17 protein-coding genes are annotated in these 13,683 nt (G+C 68.9%); 3 read left to right on the top strand and 14 right to left on the bottom strand.

The annotated features are described in order from the left end of the window. Nucleotides 1-93 precede the first annotated feature (93 nt). The 10 genes from AU188_RS07530 to AU188_RS07485 form a co-directional block, all read right to left on the bottom strand. Nucleotides 94-675, bottom strand: a complete 582-nt coding sequence (locus AU188_RS07530; protein ID WP_082686533.1) for a GNAT family N-acetyltransferase — start codon at nt 673-675, stop codon at nt 94-96. A 37-nt stretch (nt 676-712) separates the two neighbouring features. Then, nucleotides 713-1,597, bottom strand: a complete 885-nt coding sequence (locus tag AU188_RS07525; protein ID WP_059163112.1) for a 5-oxoprolinase/urea amidolyase family protein — start codon at nt 1,595-1,597, stop codon at nt 713-715. Between the two features lie 19 nt (nt 1,598-1,616). Then, nucleotides 1,617-2,294: a 5-oxoprolinase subunit B family protein gene (locus AU188_RS07520; RefSeq protein ID WP_059163111.1), complete on the bottom strand. Its 678-nt coding sequence runs from the start codon at nt 2,292-2,294 to the stop codon at nt 1,617-1,619. Nucleotides 2,295-2,368: 74 nt separating this feature from the next. Next, on the bottom strand, nt 2,369-3,079 hold the full coding sequence (locus AU188_RS07515; protein ID WP_059163110.1) for a queuosine precursor transporter: 711 nt from the start codon (nt 3,077-3,079) through the stop codon (nt 2,369-2,371). 12 nt (nt 3,080-3,091) lie between these two features. Further along, on the bottom strand, nt 3,092-4,000 hold the full coding sequence (locus tag AU188_RS07510) for an ABC transporter substrate-binding protein (RefSeq protein WP_059163109.1): 909 nt from the start codon (nt 3,998-4,000) through the stop codon (nt 3,092-3,094). A 35-nt stretch (nt 4,001-4,035) separates the two neighbouring features. Next, the gene (locus AU188_RS07505) at nt 4,036-4,845 is read right to left on the bottom strand and encodes an SDR family oxidoreductase (protein ID WP_059163108.1); all 810 of its coding nucleotides are present in this window, start codon (nt 4,843-4,845) and stop codon (nt 4,036-4,038) included. After that, entirely contained in the window at nt 4,845-5,696 is an 852-nt protein-coding gene (locus AU188_RS07500; protein WP_059163107.1) for an MOSC domain-containing protein, read from the bottom strand. The genes AU188_RS07505 and AU188_RS07500 overlap by 1 nt, the downstream gene beginning before the upstream one ends. Nucleotides 5,697-5,739: 43 nt before the next feature. After that, complete coding sequence (locus tag AU188_RS07495) at nt 5,740-6,705, bottom strand: YihY/virulence factor BrkB family protein (RefSeq protein WP_059163106.1); 966 nt, start codon at nt 6,703-6,705, stop codon at nt 5,740-5,742. A gap of 50 nt (nt 6,706-6,755) precedes the next feature. Beyond that, nucleotides 6,756-7,739 (bottom strand): non-homologous end-joining DNA ligase, encoded by a 984-nt coding sequence (gene ligD / locus AU188_RS07490; protein ID WP_059163105.1) that lies wholly within the window; start codon nt 7,737-7,739, stop codon nt 6,756-6,758. Between the two features lie 19 nt (nt 7,740-7,758). Next, nucleotides 7,759-8,802, bottom strand: a complete 1,044-nt coding sequence (locus tag AU188_RS07485) for a CobW family GTP-binding protein (protein WP_059163104.1) — start codon at nt 8,800-8,802, stop codon at nt 7,759-7,761. Nucleotides 8,803-8,878: 76 nt separating this feature from the next. Between AU188_RS07485 and AU188_RS07480 the strand changes: the two genes are divergently transcribed. Both AU188_RS07480 and AU188_RS07475 read left to right on the top strand, forming a co-directional pair. Beyond that, nucleotides 8,879-9,427, top strand: coding sequence for a CsbD family protein (locus tag AU188_RS07480; RefSeq protein ID WP_059163103.1), 549 nt, complete (start codon nt 8,879-8,881; stop codon nt 9,425-9,427). Between the two features lie 23 nt (nt 9,428-9,450). After that, on the top strand, nt 9,451-10,116 hold the full coding sequence (locus tag AU188_RS07475) for a hypothetical protein (RefSeq protein WP_059163102.1): 666 nt from the start codon (nt 9,451-9,453) through the stop codon (nt 10,114-10,116). 6 nt (nt 10,117-10,122) lie between these two features. On the opposite strand, the gene AU188_RS07470 is transcribed toward AU188_RS07475, so the two are convergent. Both AU188_RS07470 and AU188_RS07465 read right to left on the bottom strand, forming a co-directional pair. Continuing rightward, nucleotides 10,123-11,538 carry an NCS2 family permease gene (locus tag AU188_RS07470; RefSeq protein WP_059163101.1) on the bottom strand — a complete coding sequence of 472 codons (1,416 nt, stop codon included), beginning with the start codon at nt 11,536-11,538 and terminating at the stop codon, nt 10,123-10,125. 10 nt (nt 11,539-11,548) lie between these two features. Then, entirely contained in the window at nt 11,549-11,983 is a 435-nt protein-coding gene (locus tag AU188_RS07465; protein WP_059163100.1) for a MarR family winged helix-turn-helix transcriptional regulator, read from the bottom strand. A gap of 51 nt (nt 11,984-12,034) precedes the next feature. Between AU188_RS07465 and AU188_RS07460 the strand changes: the two genes are divergently transcribed. After that, nucleotides 12,035-12,670: a TIGR03086 family metal-binding protein gene (locus tag AU188_RS07460; protein WP_059163099.1), complete on the top strand. Its 636-nt coding sequence runs from the start codon at nt 12,035-12,037 to the stop codon at nt 12,668-12,670. Here the strand turns inward: AU188_RS07460 and AU188_RS07455 are convergent. Next, nucleotides 12,654-13,025 (bottom strand): NYN domain-containing protein, encoded by a 372-nt coding sequence (locus AU188_RS07455; RefSeq protein WP_059163098.1) that lies wholly within the window; start codon nt 13,023-13,025, stop codon nt 12,654-12,656. The genes AU188_RS07460 and AU188_RS07455 overlap by 17 nt on opposite strands. 135 nt (nt 13,026-13,160) lie before the next feature. Next, nucleotides 13,161-13,571, bottom strand: coding sequence for an STAS domain-containing protein (locus tag AU188_RS07450; RefSeq protein WP_059163097.1), 411 nt, complete (start codon nt 13,569-13,571; stop codon nt 13,161-13,163). Nucleotides 13,572-13,683 lie beyond the last annotated feature (112 nt).

Here is a 13,683-nt window from a genome sequence, read left to right as displayed (position 1 = left end):
TGTTTCCGAGCGATTACTTGACCGTTGCGGAGTCGTGTCGGCAGCCCGGGCCGCCCACAAACCCCAGGTCAAGCCGGCGTTATGAGCTGAATCTCACCAGACGTCGCCGTCGCGCCAGTCGCAGGTGATCTCGGCGCTGGTGTCCAGCGCCATGCCGTCCGGCAGGCTCACCGGCAACACGAACAACGTATGGTCGTCGTCGGGGGTGCGGGTCAGCCCGGCCGGTGCGAGCACCGACGTCGGGCCCTGCCACGGCAGCCAGCCGCGCGCGGTGTAGATGTGCTTGCCCGCCTCCGAGGCGCTGAGCGCGCCGAGTTGATACGCCCCGCGCAGCACCTGCTCCACGGCATCCATCACCGCTCGCGCCAGGCCCTGCCCGCGCCAGTCCTCGCGCACGGCGACCGCCTCCACGTAGCCGCAGCGCAGCGCGGTCCTGCGATACAGCAGCCGTCGCTGCACCACCGCCGCGTGGGCGATCAGCGAGCCGTGGTCGAAGATCATCGCGTGCATGCCGCCGAGGGAGTGTTCCCAGTCGACCTCGGTGAAATCCCCGCCGAACGCCTCGATCACCATCCGTTTGGCGTCCTCGCGCGTCTCGGGGTCGAGGTCGGAAGTGTGGATCAGTCGCGCGGTGTGGATGCGCACGACGGGAACAAGGGACTCCTGAACATGCACACTGCTTTTCTACCAGCGCGGCGCGCTCGCTGCCGGTCTAGCCGTCTTCGAACGGCCGGCGCGGCCGCGACCAGTGCATCCGCACCGTTTGCCCGGGCCGCACCTGAGCCACCTTGTCGATGTCCTCGTCGGCGACGACGCCGATCACCGGGTAGCCGCCGGTGACCGGATGGTCCGGCCCCAGGATGACCGGAAAACCGTTCGGCGGCACTTGAATTGCGCCGCGGGTAGCTCCTTCGCTGGGGAGTTGGCGATCCGGCCGGCGGTACTCCAGCGGCATCCCGACCAGCCGCATGCCCACGCGGTCGCTCTTGGTGGTCGCCAACCAGTTGGTGCGGATCAACACATCCGGGTCGACGAACCAGTCGTCGCGCGGACCGGGCACCACCATCAACTCGACCGCGTCGTCCTCGATGGCCGCGACCGGCGCCTGATCGAGTTCGGGGAACTCCTCGGTGTGCTCGCCGACCGGCAACACATCACCCGGCTGCAGCGGCTGCGGTCCGATCGCGGACATCACGTCGTATGACCGCGACCCCAGGACCGGCTCGACGTCGATACCGCCGCGCACTGCCAGATAGGTCCGCAGGCCGGAGTAAGGTGCACCGAGCGTGATCACCTCACCGTCGCGGGCGAAGTGAATGCTGTTGGTGCCGAAGGGTATTCCGTTGACCGCTGGGTCGGTGTCGGCGCCGGTGACGGCGATGGCGATGTCGCCACCGCGCACCCGCGCCGCCAGCCCCCCGAACGTCACCTCGATGGTGGCCCGGTCGTCGGGGTTGGCCACCAGCCGGTTGGCCAACGTGTGCGACCGCCGGTCGGCGGCGCCGGATCGGCCGACGCCCATGTGCGCCAGCCCGGGACGGCCCATATCCTCGATCAGCGCCAGCGGCCCGGAGCGCAGGATTTCCAGCGTCGTCATGGCTGCCTCCTATCCAGTCCTACCCAGCGTCCCGGAACTGCACCCACATGCCCGAGGTCAGCAGCGCCGGCTTCTCGCGGTCGACGTCCCAGAGCACCGCAGAGGTGCGGCCGATCAACTGCCAGCCGCCTGGGGACTCGCGCGGATAGATGCCGCTGAACTCGCCTGCCAGTCCGACGGCCCCGGCCGGCACCTTGGTTCGCGGTTCGGACCGGCGCGGCACCTCCAGGCGAGGATCACCGCCGACGAGATAGGCGAAACCCGGTGCGAACCCACCGAATCCGACCCGCCACAGCCTGCCGGTGTGCGCGGCGACCACCTGCTCTGGCGTCAGGCCCGTCAGGCGGGCCACCTCGTCGAGATCCGGACCGTCGTAGACGACGTCGATCGTGACGTCGGCGCGGCGGTCTGACGGCGGTGTCAACTCCGCATCGAAGTCGGCGTCGACATGCAGGCTGCGCAGGCGTTGCCGCGTGGGCGCCTGGTACCGGTGCCCGGCGAGCTTAATCAACACCGTGCGCGAAGCCGGCACGATGTCGAGCACGCCGGGCAGGTCGGCCTGTCGGATCGCCTCGGTCCACGCCAATACTGCCGCGGTGCGGTCGAACTCGAGCAGCAGCGCCCGGTCCCCGTAGTCGCGGATGGGGATGGCGCCGGCGGCCCGTACGCCACGGTCCATTTCGGCTGTCACGCTCATGACCCGAACTTACCCGCGAGTAGCTACCAAATCCCGTGCTCTGTGAGCCTTGCCAGAGGAGTTTTAACGAAGCCTCAGGAGGCGGGCTGATATGTCGGTTCGCGGCGCTTGATGAACGCGATGACGCGGTAGGTCACCGGCAGCACGACCACCTCCACCGCGGTCTTGTACACCCAGCCCAGCGCCACGTACGTCAGGAAGTCGCCCCAGGTGTCGATCCCGATGGCGGCCGCGGCGATGCTGCAGAACACGAGCGTGTCGGCGAACTCGCCGATGACCGTCGACCCGATCAACCGGGCCCACAGATGCTTCTCGCCGACCCGGGTCTTCACCTTCACGACGACCCAGGCGTTGAGCGTCTGCCCGACGATGAAGCCCGCCAGCCCCGCGATGATCAACTGCGTGAACGGCTTCACCACGGCCTCGAACGCCGCTTGATTGGTGTAGAAGTCGGCGGCGGGCAGCACGGCGGTGAGCCAGAACGTGAACGCCGCGAGCGCCTCCATCACGAACGCGATGTAGATCGCGCGCCGGGTGGCGGCAAAGCCGTAGACCTCCGACAACACGTCGCCGATCACGTAGGTCAGCGGGAACACGACGAAGCCGCCGTCGGTGATCAGCGACCAGTCGCCGATGATGGGGCCGAACGCGATGCCCTTGGTCGCCGCCACGTTCGAGATCAGCACCAGGCCGGTGAAGACCGCGACGAGCGTCGGATAGTAGGCCGACCCCGTGGTGGCGAAGCCGCGGTGCTCGGTCTGCTGGGCGTCCGGGGTGACCGTCACCGGGTCATCTTCTCAACTCAGTGCTTGGGCGATGCGCGACGGCAGTCGGTCGGCCACCACCGGATACGACAGCGGTGAGGCGAACGCGATCGCCCCGGCGAGTTCCTTGCCCGTGAACACGTTGGCCTTACCGCGCTTCGCGACGGCCGGGTCGGCCAGCAGCGCGGCCTGTTCCTCGTCGCTCTCGGTGGCCCAGATCAGCACGTCGGCCGTGTCGGGATTCTCGACGACGCGAAGACCCATCTGGGTGAGGAACTCGGCGCGCCAATCGGGGGTCAGGGCCCGCGGCTCTCCATCGTCCAGCCGGCCGTGCAGCAGTGCCGCACTCCTGCCGGCCCACGCGGTGTTGTTCTCACCTACCGCGGTGAACTTCTTGTCGACATCCGCGATCAGGGCTTGCATCTCGTTGTGCTTGAAGACCGCTTGACCGACCGTGCCCGCCTGGTCCTTCCACGGCTCGAAGAACGCGGCGTGCCCGGACTGCGCGACCGTCGGCGCGATCTCGGACAGTTTCGTGTAGGTGTCGGAGTCCAGGCCGGCGTTGACGGCGACGATCAGATCGGGGTTCAGCGACGCGATCTGGGCGACCTGAATCCCGTCGGCGAGACTGAGCACCGTGGGTTGGGCGCCGCCGAGTTTGGGCTGCGCCCATGGCCATACCGCGAACGGTTCGCCACCGAACCAGTCGGTGACCGCGATCGGCACCACCCCGACCGCCAACAGGTCGTCCTGTTCGGTGAGCCCCGCGCTGACCACCCGGGTGGGCGGCGCCGGGATCTTGGTCTCGCCGAAGACGTGCTTGACGGTGACCGAGCCATCCTTGGCGACGGTGCCGGGCTCGTCCGAGCCGCATCCCGCGACGACGAGCGCCGCGCCCGCGGTCACCGTCAGGAAGCCTCGCCGAGTCAGCCGTGTGGCCACTCGGCGAGCCTAGCCAACCGAACGGTCAGACCACGTCAGGAGTGCGCCAGCTTCTTGTTCACCAGCCGGGTCAGCCATCCAGGGGAGAACCGGGAACCCGCGGCCAGCACCTTGGTCTGGGATCCGACCGGGAAGTGCACCTGGTGGATGGCCCGCCGCAACCACGACGGGTCGGTGGCCTTGACGATCGCGTCGGCGATGTCCTGAGCCGTCAGCCGGATGCCGAGCGAATCCGTCGTGCCGGTCTTGATGCTCTCGGTCATCGCGGTCTGCACGTACAGCGGCCACATCGCGATGACCCGGATGCCGTACCGGCTCCACTCGATGTCGAGCGCCTCGGTGATCCCGCGGACGAAGAACTTCGTGGCGCTGTAGTTCGCCAGTTCGGCCTGGCCGTAGATCGCCGAAGCGGAGGCGAGGTTGACGACGACCGAGTTCGGCGTCGCCCTCAGATAGGGGAACGCCGCGTACAGGCCGTTGACGACGCCCTTGGCGTTGATGTCGATCTCCTTGAGATGGCCGCGGATGTCCATCTCCTCGAACCGGCCCGCACGCAGAATGCCCGCGTTGTTGATCATGACGTCGAGGCGGCCGCCGGCGGCTTCGGCGAACTCGCGCACGCGCTGCGCCATCTCGTCGGGATCGGTGACGTCGAGGTGCCCGACGACAGCGGTGGCGCCCAGCCCGTCGATGTCGTCGGCCAGGCTCTTGAGACCGACCTCGTCGATGTCGTAGCCGCCGACGACGAAGCCGTTGCGGGCGAACGTCAGCGCGGTGGCGCGGCCGATCCCGGCGGCAGCACCGGTGATGAAGACGGACTTGCGTGGTGGCGGGGGTTGCGTCATCAGATCTTCATACCCGCATCGACGACGTCGATGTCGCCCATGATGCGGACCTCGTCACCGATGTCGACGGCGCCGGCGGTGATGACCTCCGCGTACAGACCGGCGCAGGGGAGCGCACCGGAACCGGGCACCTCGACGCGATTGTGCTCGAGCAGGTGCCGGACGGCTCCCGGAAGGCGTTCGGAGCGGCCGTGTTTCAGGGTCGGCACGGCGCACCGCGGTGTCGGCCGCGTGCCCCGCAACACGACCTCGCCGAGCTGGATCTGCGCGCCGACCCAGTCGTTCTCGACGAAGGGCGAAGACCCGTTGGTGTCGACGACGATGTTCGGCCGGTACCGGATCGCCTCGGCGTGGTCGACCCCGACGGCGTCGAGCGTGGCGGTGCAGATCAGGTGCACAGGAGAATGGTCGACGAACGCTCCGCCCGGCGTGCCCTGTGCGAGTTCGAGCAGCACGGGGTCGATCTCCGCGTTGATGCCGTGGGTGAGCACGTCGACGGGATCGGACCGTTCGAGCACGGCCCCGGCCGCTCGCTCGTCGGCGAGGTGCACCGTACGGCCGAGCAGATCCGACAGCGGCGCGGCCGCCTCGGCGACCGGCACCGTGCGGCCGTCGGGCAGCGTCACCGTGACGCCGTCGGGTCCGGTCGCCGACGAACACTGCAGCAGCGCGCTCCATAGCCGGGGGTGTTTGGCGGTCGCGACGTGCCCGGTGGCGTCGTCGATGACCGCGTACCGCCGATCTCCGGCCACACCCAGCGGACTGAGCTCGATGGAATCGCACCGCTCGCCGAGCATCGACTTCACCGGATAGCGCCGCAGCGCGGCGACGCGTCCGACTGTGTCCCTCATCCGGTCTCGACTCTGTCTCACGCACCGACCGTACAAGCCGGCGCTACGGCGGCTCGCGAGAACCGTCGAAGCGCACGCTGACCCGTTGAAAGCCTTTGGCCCGTTCGGCTTTCGCCCTACGCGTGTAGGTGCGGCGGTCGGCGGAGGTGAGGTCGACGTCGTCGGTGAACGGTGTCAGCAGTGCCCGCGGATGCAGCTGGTCGACGCGGACGACGTTGATCTCCGCGCACATCACCAGCGTCACCGACACCAGGAACAGGAATGCCAGCAACCCCAGCACGAGTGCGAACACACTGTTGGTGGCGCTCGTCGACTTGACGGTGTGGGTGACATAGCTGGCGCCGAACCACTGCAGCAGTTGCCAGATCACTGCCGCGGTCAGGGCGCCGGGCAGCACGTCGCGGTAGGAGAGGCGCCGCACTGTGGTGACGCGGAACGCCACCAGGCAGATGAGCGCGTTGATGCCCACCGTGACGACGGTGACGCCGAACTTGCCGAACCACCCGAGGCCGGCGGTCGCGTGGCCGACCGCCGAGAGCACCGTCGTGGCGATGGCCGCGGAACCCAGCACAAACAGCAGCAGCAGGCTGCGCAGCCGCGACCGGATCGGGTCGGGCCGGTTGTTGCGCGGCACCGCCCACACCGAGTCCATCGCGTTCTGCACGGCCTGCCCCAGCCCCAGGCCGCCGTACAAGGCGCCGGCGATGCCGACGACGACGCCCGTGGCGCCGCCGCTGAGTTGCTCCGGCCGTTGCAGCTGACCGCCGATGACCGGGAACTGGCTGAGCGTGGACTGCAGCACCTGCTGCTGCAGGTCCGGGTGTCCGGCGAGCACCACGCCCAGCGCCGTCGTCATGAGCAGCAGCAGCGGGAACAGCGATACGAACGCGTAGTACGTGATCAGCGCGGCCAGATAGCCGCCCTGGTCGTCGACGTACTTGTAGATGACCGCGATGAGGAAGCCGATGCGGCGGTGACGTCGCTGCAGCCTGTCCAGCCAGCCCACCATCTCACCGACCCCCTCACCCGGGCCTCGCTGATGCGCTGGTCGATACCCGTTTACCGCCCTGGCGAATCCGACGCCTTGACGTCCTGCGCGCGGCGCGCCCGCGCCCGGCGCTTGCCCTCGTGCATCGCGGCCACCCGCGCGACGGGGATGGTCCTGCCGTGCTCGATCAGATCCGGTGGCAGCGTCTGCGGGGCGGGCATCAGCTCGGCCCACGGGTCGCGGTCGCCGAGCACCCCGAGCGCGGTCTGCACGCAGAAGTCCGCCGGTGTGATGCGGTCCAGATCCGACCAGTCCACCGGGAACGACACCGGGGTGCCGGCGCGCAGTCGGGGACTGTAGACGGCGACGACGGTGGCACCGCCGGCGCGGGTGGAGTCGATGAAAACCTTGCCCTCGCGGTCCTCGACGATGAAAGCCGTTGTCGCGCGGGCGGGATCGAGTTGCTCCGCACGCGCCGCGAGGGCGCGGGTGGCCGCTGCGACGTCGTCGACCGGGGCGCTGTCGTCGACGGGCACGAACACGTGCAGCCCCTTGGCGCCACTGGTCTTCACCACCCCCGTCAGGCCGCAGTCCGAAAGCGCCTGTCGCACAAGCGCTGCCGTAGCCACCACCGCGTCGAACGCGCTGCCGGGCGGCGGGTCGAGGTCGAGCACCAGATGCGTCGGGCGGTAGATGTCGTCGGCCAGCCCCAGCGTCGGGTGGTATTCCACGGCGCGCTGGTTGGCCAGCCACAGCAGCGTGCGGCGGTCGTCGCACAGGGCGTAGCGCACCTCGCGATGCGAGGACTCCGCCCACATCGACACGGTCTTCACCCACTCCGGGGTGTACTTGGGGACGTTCTTCTGCATGAACGGCGCCTGGCCGCGCAGCACCCGCAGCACGGTCAGCGGGCGCCCCGCCAGACCGGGCAGTATCCGTTCGGCCACCGCGTCGAGGTAGTCGACGAGATCGCGCTTGGTCGCCCCGGAATCCTCGCTCAACGGCTGGTCGAGGTTTGTCAGCCTAACCCCGGCGCGCTCCTCGGCGACGCTCATGGGCCCACTCTAGGCAGCGTCACACGCTGAGTCGGCGATAGCGCTGCAGGCGCCGCACACCCGCGGCGGACGGGGCGCCGTCGTGCGGGCGCACCGCGGCCTCGACGCGGGCGCGGACGTCGTCGGCGTCGATGTGCGTGCCGATCGCCACAAGGCCGTTGGCCCGCGCCGACGACGGTGCCGCCGCGACGTGCACCGACGTCCCGACCCCGTTCACGACGTAGCTGCGGACACGGTCGCGGTAGCGCACCGCGACGATGCCCTTGAGCCGGTACACGCCGTCGGGCGGCTGCTCGAGCAGGTCGAACAGCGCGTCCGGGTCGACGCATCCGTCGCTGGTCACGGTGACGGAGTCGGCGTGCACGTGCGGATGGTGGTCGGGTTCGGCGTCGACCAGCAATTCGCGCAGCGACATCTGGCCGTCCGCGGTGGACGCCTCGGACACGTCGTACAGCAGCGCTGGATCGACGCGTCCCGCGACGGCGCCGACCAGGTGGACGTCCGGATTGCGTTCGCGCACCCGGTTAGTGATGCGAGCGAGCACGCCGTCGCGGTCGTCGTGCGGAATCTGGTCGAGCTTGTTCACCACCACCAGCGAGGCCGCGCCGTACCGGGCCGACGGGGTGGCATGGGGGTCGACGGTGTCGAAATGCGTCTTGGCGTCGATGACGTCGACGACGCCGCCGGGCCGGATGCGGTCCACGCCGCTGAACCGGATGATGCGGGAGATCGCGATCGGGTCGGCCAGGCCGCTCGCTTCGACGATGATCGCGTCCAGTGCCAGCTTCGGGTCGGCGAGCTTGGCCAGCGCCTCGTCGAGCCCGCCGTCGTCGGGCAGGCAGCAGATGCAGCCGCCCGCGATCGAGGCCGGTTCGTCGACCTGTCCGCTGACCAGGGCGGCGTCCACGTTGAGTTCGCCGAAGTCGTTTATCACCACGCCGATGCGGGCGCCCGGTGCGCGCAGCAGGTGGTTGAGCAGGGTCGTCTTGCCGGCGCCGAGATAACCGGTGAGCGCAATGACGGGGACTGTCGGCTGCAGGACGCGGGCCACCACGGAACACATGATGTCAACGATTGGCCCACAGCCGTGTTTCGGACCCCGTCAGACGTGGAACCTAAGCCCCCGAGAGGAGGCCCGAATGACGGACCACGACAAGGCCGGCCAGGCACGCGAAAGCTTGATCGACTCGGTGAAGGGCAAGGCCAAAGAGCTGTTCGGGGCGGTCACCGGAAACGACTCGATGACCGCTGAAGGGCAGCTTCAGCAGGCTGAGGCCGAACAGCGCAAAGAGGCCAACAAGGAGCGGGCGGTCGCCGACGCCGAAGCTCGGGAGGCCCGGGCCGATGTGGCCGAGGCCAACCGCGAAAGCGCCGGGGAACGCGCCGCGCTGAACGCCGAAGCGGCCGCCGAGAAAGCCGCGGTGGACAACCAGGAAGCCGCACAGAAGCGGGCCGCCGAGCAGGCGGCCCACCGGCAGCTCGACGAAGAGCGCAGCCAGGCCGACCGGGACGCGGAGCGCAAGGCGCGCGAAGCGAAGGCCGAACAGCGGGCGGAGATCCACGACGCCGACAGCCAACTCGCCGACGCGCTCGAAGAACATCGCGAAGCCGCCGCGGAGTCGGCCAGCGCCCACGCCGAGGCCGCCCGCATCCGGCGGCAGGCCGAGAACCTCAACAACGACGCCTGACCAGGGCACAAAGGAGCTTGACCATGAGTCTCACCGCTATCCCGAGGGCGGTGCTGAGGATTCAGTACCAGGTGGCCCGCATGCCACTGCAGTTGATCGACGACCGGTTCGTCGCGCGGATGGACTCCGAGGCGCCCGCGCGGCTGTTCTACGAGCGCTCCCTGGGCATGTTGGACACCGCGGTCGGCGTCGCGCTCGGCGATCCCGAACTTCGTAAGCGGGGGGCCACGCTCGTCGAGCGCAGCGATGCGCTGCGCCGCGCGGCCGAACTCGACGCGGCCGCCGACGAGAACGCCAAGCAGGCCGACGCCGAGTTGGAGGTGACGCGCGAGAAGGCGCTGCAGGACAAGCAGGATGCCTTCGAGGAGACCGGACGCGAAGCCCGAGAGGCCCGCAAGCAGGCACAGCAGCGTAAGCGGGCCGCGATCGAGAACGCCGAGAAGCGCATCGCCGCGAACAAGGCGCAGGCCGACCAGATCGCCGCCCAGCGCAAGAGGAACGTGGAGACCGCCAAGCGTCGCGAAGAGGCGCAGATCGACGCGGCCGAGCGTAGCGTCGCCGCGAGCGCGGCCGGCAAGCTCAACGACGCTGCGGAGAAGCGCGTCGATGCCGCGGTGACGCAGGCGCAGGCGGACAAGATCGAGGATCTCGCCGAAACGGAGAAGGAGACGCGGCAAGCCGACCGCTGATCCGCGCTACATCCCGATCAGCGACTCGATCCAGCCGCGGCCGAAATACAGCAGGAACCCCGCGGCGACGACCCACAGCAATGGGCTGATCTCGCGCGCCCTGCCGACCGCCGATCGCAACACCACCCACGCGATGAAGCCGACGCCGATGCCGTTGGCGATCGAGTACGAGAACGGCATCGTCGCCACGGTCAGCACCACCGGCAGGGCGACCGAGAACTCGGAGATGTCGATGTGGCGCAGGTGCGACACCATCATCACGCCGACGACGACGAGCGCTGCGGCGGCCACTTCGGTGGGCACGACGTTGGCCAGTGGCGAGATGAACATCGCTGCGAGAAACAGCCCGCCGGTCACCAGGTTCGCCAGGCCGGTCCTGGCGCCCTCGCCGATGCCCGCGCCCGATTCGAGGAACACCGTGTTCGACGACGCCGACGATGCGCCGCCGAGCACCGCGCCGGCGCCCTCCACGATCAGCGCCGAACGCAGCCGTGGGAAGGTTCCTTGCGCGTCGGCCAGGCCCGCCTCGCGGGACAGCCCGGTGAACACCCCCATCGCGTCGAAGAAGTTCGCGAACACGAGCGTGAACACGAACATGATTGCCGCGATCATTCCGATGCGGCCGAAACTGTCCAGGCTGAAGACGCCGACCAGCGACAGGTCCGGGATCGCGAACGGCGATCCCGACAGCGTCGGCACCGACAGACTCCACCCGCCGGGCTTGTCAGCCGCCGGGCCGAGGTGCCAGATCGCCTCGATGACGACCGCGACGGCCGTGCCGGTGATGAGCCCAATGAGGATGCCGCCCCGCACTTTTCGGGCCACGAGGGTTCCCGTCAACAGCAGTGTGAACACGAAGACGACGGTGGGCACGGTGCCGATGGAGCCGTCGCCGAGACGGCCCAGGCCGACCGGTGGGGACGGCTCCCCGGTGCTGCCGATGAAGCCGGCGTCCACCAGACCGACGAACAGGATGAACAGCCCGATGCCCGCCGTGATCGCGAGCTTGAGCTGCATCGGCACGGCGTCGAATACCAGCCGCCGCAATCCGGTCGCGGCCAGCACGACGATGACGAGCCCGTTGACCACCACCAGGCCCATGGCTTCGGCCCACGTGAGGGAGCCGACGAGCGTGGTCGCGACAAACGAGTTGATGCCCAGGCCCGCGGCGAAAGCGAACGGCAGCCGCGCGATGACGCCGAACAGGATTGTCATCACGCCCGCCGTCAGCGCGGTCACCGCCGACACCTCGGCGAATTGGAGCCTCTGGCCGGCAACGTCCTCGGAGCTGGACAGGATGATCGGGTTCAACACGATGATGTAGGCCATCGCGATGAACGTGACCAGTCCGCCGCGGACTTCTGCGCCGACCGTCGTACCGCGCGCCGAGATCTCGAAGAAGCGGTCGACGAGGCGAGTCACTCTCCGCACCCTATGGGTTGCCGTCTACGCGCGTCATCTCGTGCAGAGCCCGCAGGAACGCCCGCCGCTCGGCGGCCGACAACACCGACAGCCACCGCTCCTCTCCGCGCTGGATCTCCGCTTGCACCGCGTCCTTGAGGGCACGGCCCTCTTCGGTGATGGCCAGTAGCCGCGCACGCCGGTCGGCCGGATCGGGCCGGCGCTCGATGTAGCCCTTGGCCTGCAACTCGTCGAGCGTGGGAATGATCCGGGTCTTGTCGGCGCCGATCGCCTCGGCGAGCGCAGCCTGGGTGCGCACCGGCGACTCGTCGAGCGCCACCAGCACGCTGTACCCCCACATCGACACGTCGTGCGACGCCAGGATGGGGGTTTCGAGGGCGATCAGCCGGCGCAGCAGCGGGGCGAGCATCGCCGCGAGGTCCGGTCGTCTCGACTTCGGCGGCATGGGCGAATGTTACGCATTGACCAATGATAAGTATGCGTATATCGTAAGCGCATGCATATCAATAATGACCTTCGACCGTTCCACCGGATCGCCGTCGCCGCGTCCGTCGACATCGTCGCGGGCGTCACCCTCGGCGACCTCGCTTCACCGACCCCGTGCGCCGGCTGGGACCTCGGCGACCTGCTGACCCATATGACCGTGCAGCACGACGGGTTTGCCGCCGCCGCGCGCGGGTCGGGTGCAGACCTCGCGGTATGGGACCCCGCGACCGTCGCGGACGCGGTGCGCGCGGACCCCGGCGGCACCTATGCCGCGGCCGCCGCCGACGTGCTCGAGGCGTTCTCCGCCGACGGCGTGCCGGATGCCACGTTCGCGCTACCGGAGTTCGGGAAGGACGCCGCCGTTCCGGGATCGATGGCGATCGGCTTTCACTTCGTCGACTACGTCGTCCATGGTTGGGACGTCGCCCGTAGCCTCGGTCTGCCGTTCTCGCTGCCGACCGAGGTGATCGAGGCCGTTCTTCCGCTGGCGTTGGCGGTTCCGGACGGCGAGATCCGCGACATGGACAACTCGCCGTTCGCCCACGCGGTCCCTCAGGAAGAGGGCACGGGCGACCTCGATCGGCTGCTGCGCCACCTCGGCCGCTCACCCGGCTGGCGGGCGGAAGGCGTCACCGCGGGTCGATGAGATCGCGCAGTCTTTCCGCCGGACAGACGGAGGCGCCGGCGGCTCTCACCCGCTCGGCGAGCGTACGATCCGACGTCGCAACGCGAATGTCGGCCGGGCGGGGTTCGGCTTGTACCAGTCGCACGATCTCGTCGTCGGCCGAGTTGGCGGCCGGCTGCGGCGCGTGCGCGACGGTGATGATCGACGAGGCGATCGGTGGCTTCGGCGGCCGTTCGAACACCACGGTGACGTCGTCACCGGTGGGTCGCCACCGTTCCAGGCGCTCGACCAGGGTGACCATCGCGCGGTGCCGGTCGCGCCACCAGCCGTCGGGGCGCGTTCCGATCACGTTCATCCCGTCGACGATCCAGCGCATCCGTCGGTGCGGGCGTCAGTCGAGGGCGTCGGCGGTTCAGTGAGCGGCGTGGCCGGTCTGCTTGGCCGCCGGATGCCGACGGCCAAGCAGGTAACCGAGCCAGCGAATGTCGAGTAGCACGTGTGTCGCCTTCCGCTATGCGGTCTTCTTGGTCAACAGCGGCAGCAGGCGGCGCCGTTGGTCGATGCTGTCGGCGAAGTGTCCGAGCGCGTCCGGCACCGACTCGGCCACCGGGAAGCTCACTCCGGTCCCGCGCAGCACGCGCTGCACAGCTTCGCCGGCGATGACCGACCACCCCACACCGGCGTGGAAGCAGCACTCATCGACGTCGTACATCAGTGAAACAATCTGGCCCGCACACGAAGTGACGCCGCTGAGGTCGAGAACGAACGGCTTCTCGGCGAGCACGAACCGGTGCGCGAACGCGGTGATCCGCTCGATGTTCGTATCGTCGATGACTCCGTCGACCGTCACGACCGTCGCCAGCTGGCGGCACACCGCGTGAAGCTGGGCGCCTGCGCAGTCGAATGTCGGATTGCCGTACATTTTTCCGGGCATCCCTGCCTCCTGCTGCACCTCAACTTTGACCTTGGAACCCAAGCTAAGCGGCCAACTTAAGGCAACCGGGAGCGGCGGCTAATACTTTGATAAGAAGCCG

Source organism: Mycobacterium sp. IS-3022 (assembly GCF_001500065.1).
Lineage (GTDB): Bacteria > Actinomycetota > Actinomycetes > Mycobacteriales > Mycobacteriaceae > Mycobacterium.
This window is presented reverse-complemented; position numbering and strand designations above follow the sequence as displayed.

What these genes read in the sequence shown, in the direction of transcription:
- AU188_RS07525 (WP_059163112.1), bottom strand. Translation starts at nt 1,597, where the DNA reads ATGACGACGCTGGAAATCCTGCGCTCCGGGCCGCTGGCGCTGATCGAG.
- AU188_RS07520 (WP_059163111.1), bottom strand. Translation starts at nt 2,294, where the DNA reads ATGAGCGTGACAGCCGAAATGGACCGTGGCGTACGGGCCGCCGGCGCC.
- AU188_RS07505 (WP_059163108.1), bottom strand. Translation starts at nt 4,845, where the DNA reads ATGACGCAACCCCCGCCACCACGCAAGTCCGTCTTCATCACCGGTGCT.
- AU188_RS07500 (WP_059163107.1), bottom strand. Translation starts at nt 5,696, where the DNA reads ATGAGGGACACAGTCGGACGCGTCGCCGCGCTGCGGCGCTATCCGGTG.
- AU188_RS07495 (WP_059163106.1), bottom strand. Translation starts at nt 6,705, where the DNA reads ATGGTGGGCTGGCTGGACAGGCTGCAGCGACGTCACCGCCGCATCGGC.
- ligD (WP_059163105.1), bottom strand. Translation starts at nt 7,739, where the DNA reads ATGAGCGTCGCCGAGGAGCGCGCCGGGGTTAGGCTGACAAACCTCGAC.
- AU188_RS07485 (WP_059163104.1), bottom strand. Translation starts at nt 8,802, where the DNA reads ATGTGTTCCGTGGTGGCCCGCGTCCTGCAGCCGACAGTCCCCGTCATT.
- AU188_RS07480 (WP_059163103.1), top strand. Translation starts at nt 8,879, where the DNA reads ATGACGGACCACGACAAGGCCGGCCAGGCACGCGAAAGCTTGATCGAC.
- AU188_RS07475 (WP_059163102.1), top strand. Translation starts at nt 9,451, where the DNA reads ATGAGTCTCACCGCTATCCCGAGGGCGGTGCTGAGGATTCAGTACCAG.
- AU188_RS07465 (WP_059163100.1), bottom strand. Translation starts at nt 11,983, where the DNA reads ATGCCGCCGAAGTCGAGACGACCGGACCTCGCGGCGATGCTCGCCCCG.
- AU188_RS07460 (WP_059163099.1), top strand. Translation starts at nt 12,035, where the DNA reads ATGCATATCAATAATGACCTTCGACCGTTCCACCGGATCGCCGTCGCC.
- AU188_RS07455 (WP_059163098.1), bottom strand. Translation starts at nt 13,025, where the DNA reads ATGCGCTGGATCGTCGACGGGATGAACGTGATCGGAACGCGCCCCGAC.
- AU188_RS07450 (WP_059163097.1), bottom strand. Translation starts at nt 13,571, where the DNA reads ATGTACGGCAATCCGACATTCGACTGCGCAGGCGCCCAGCTTCACGCG.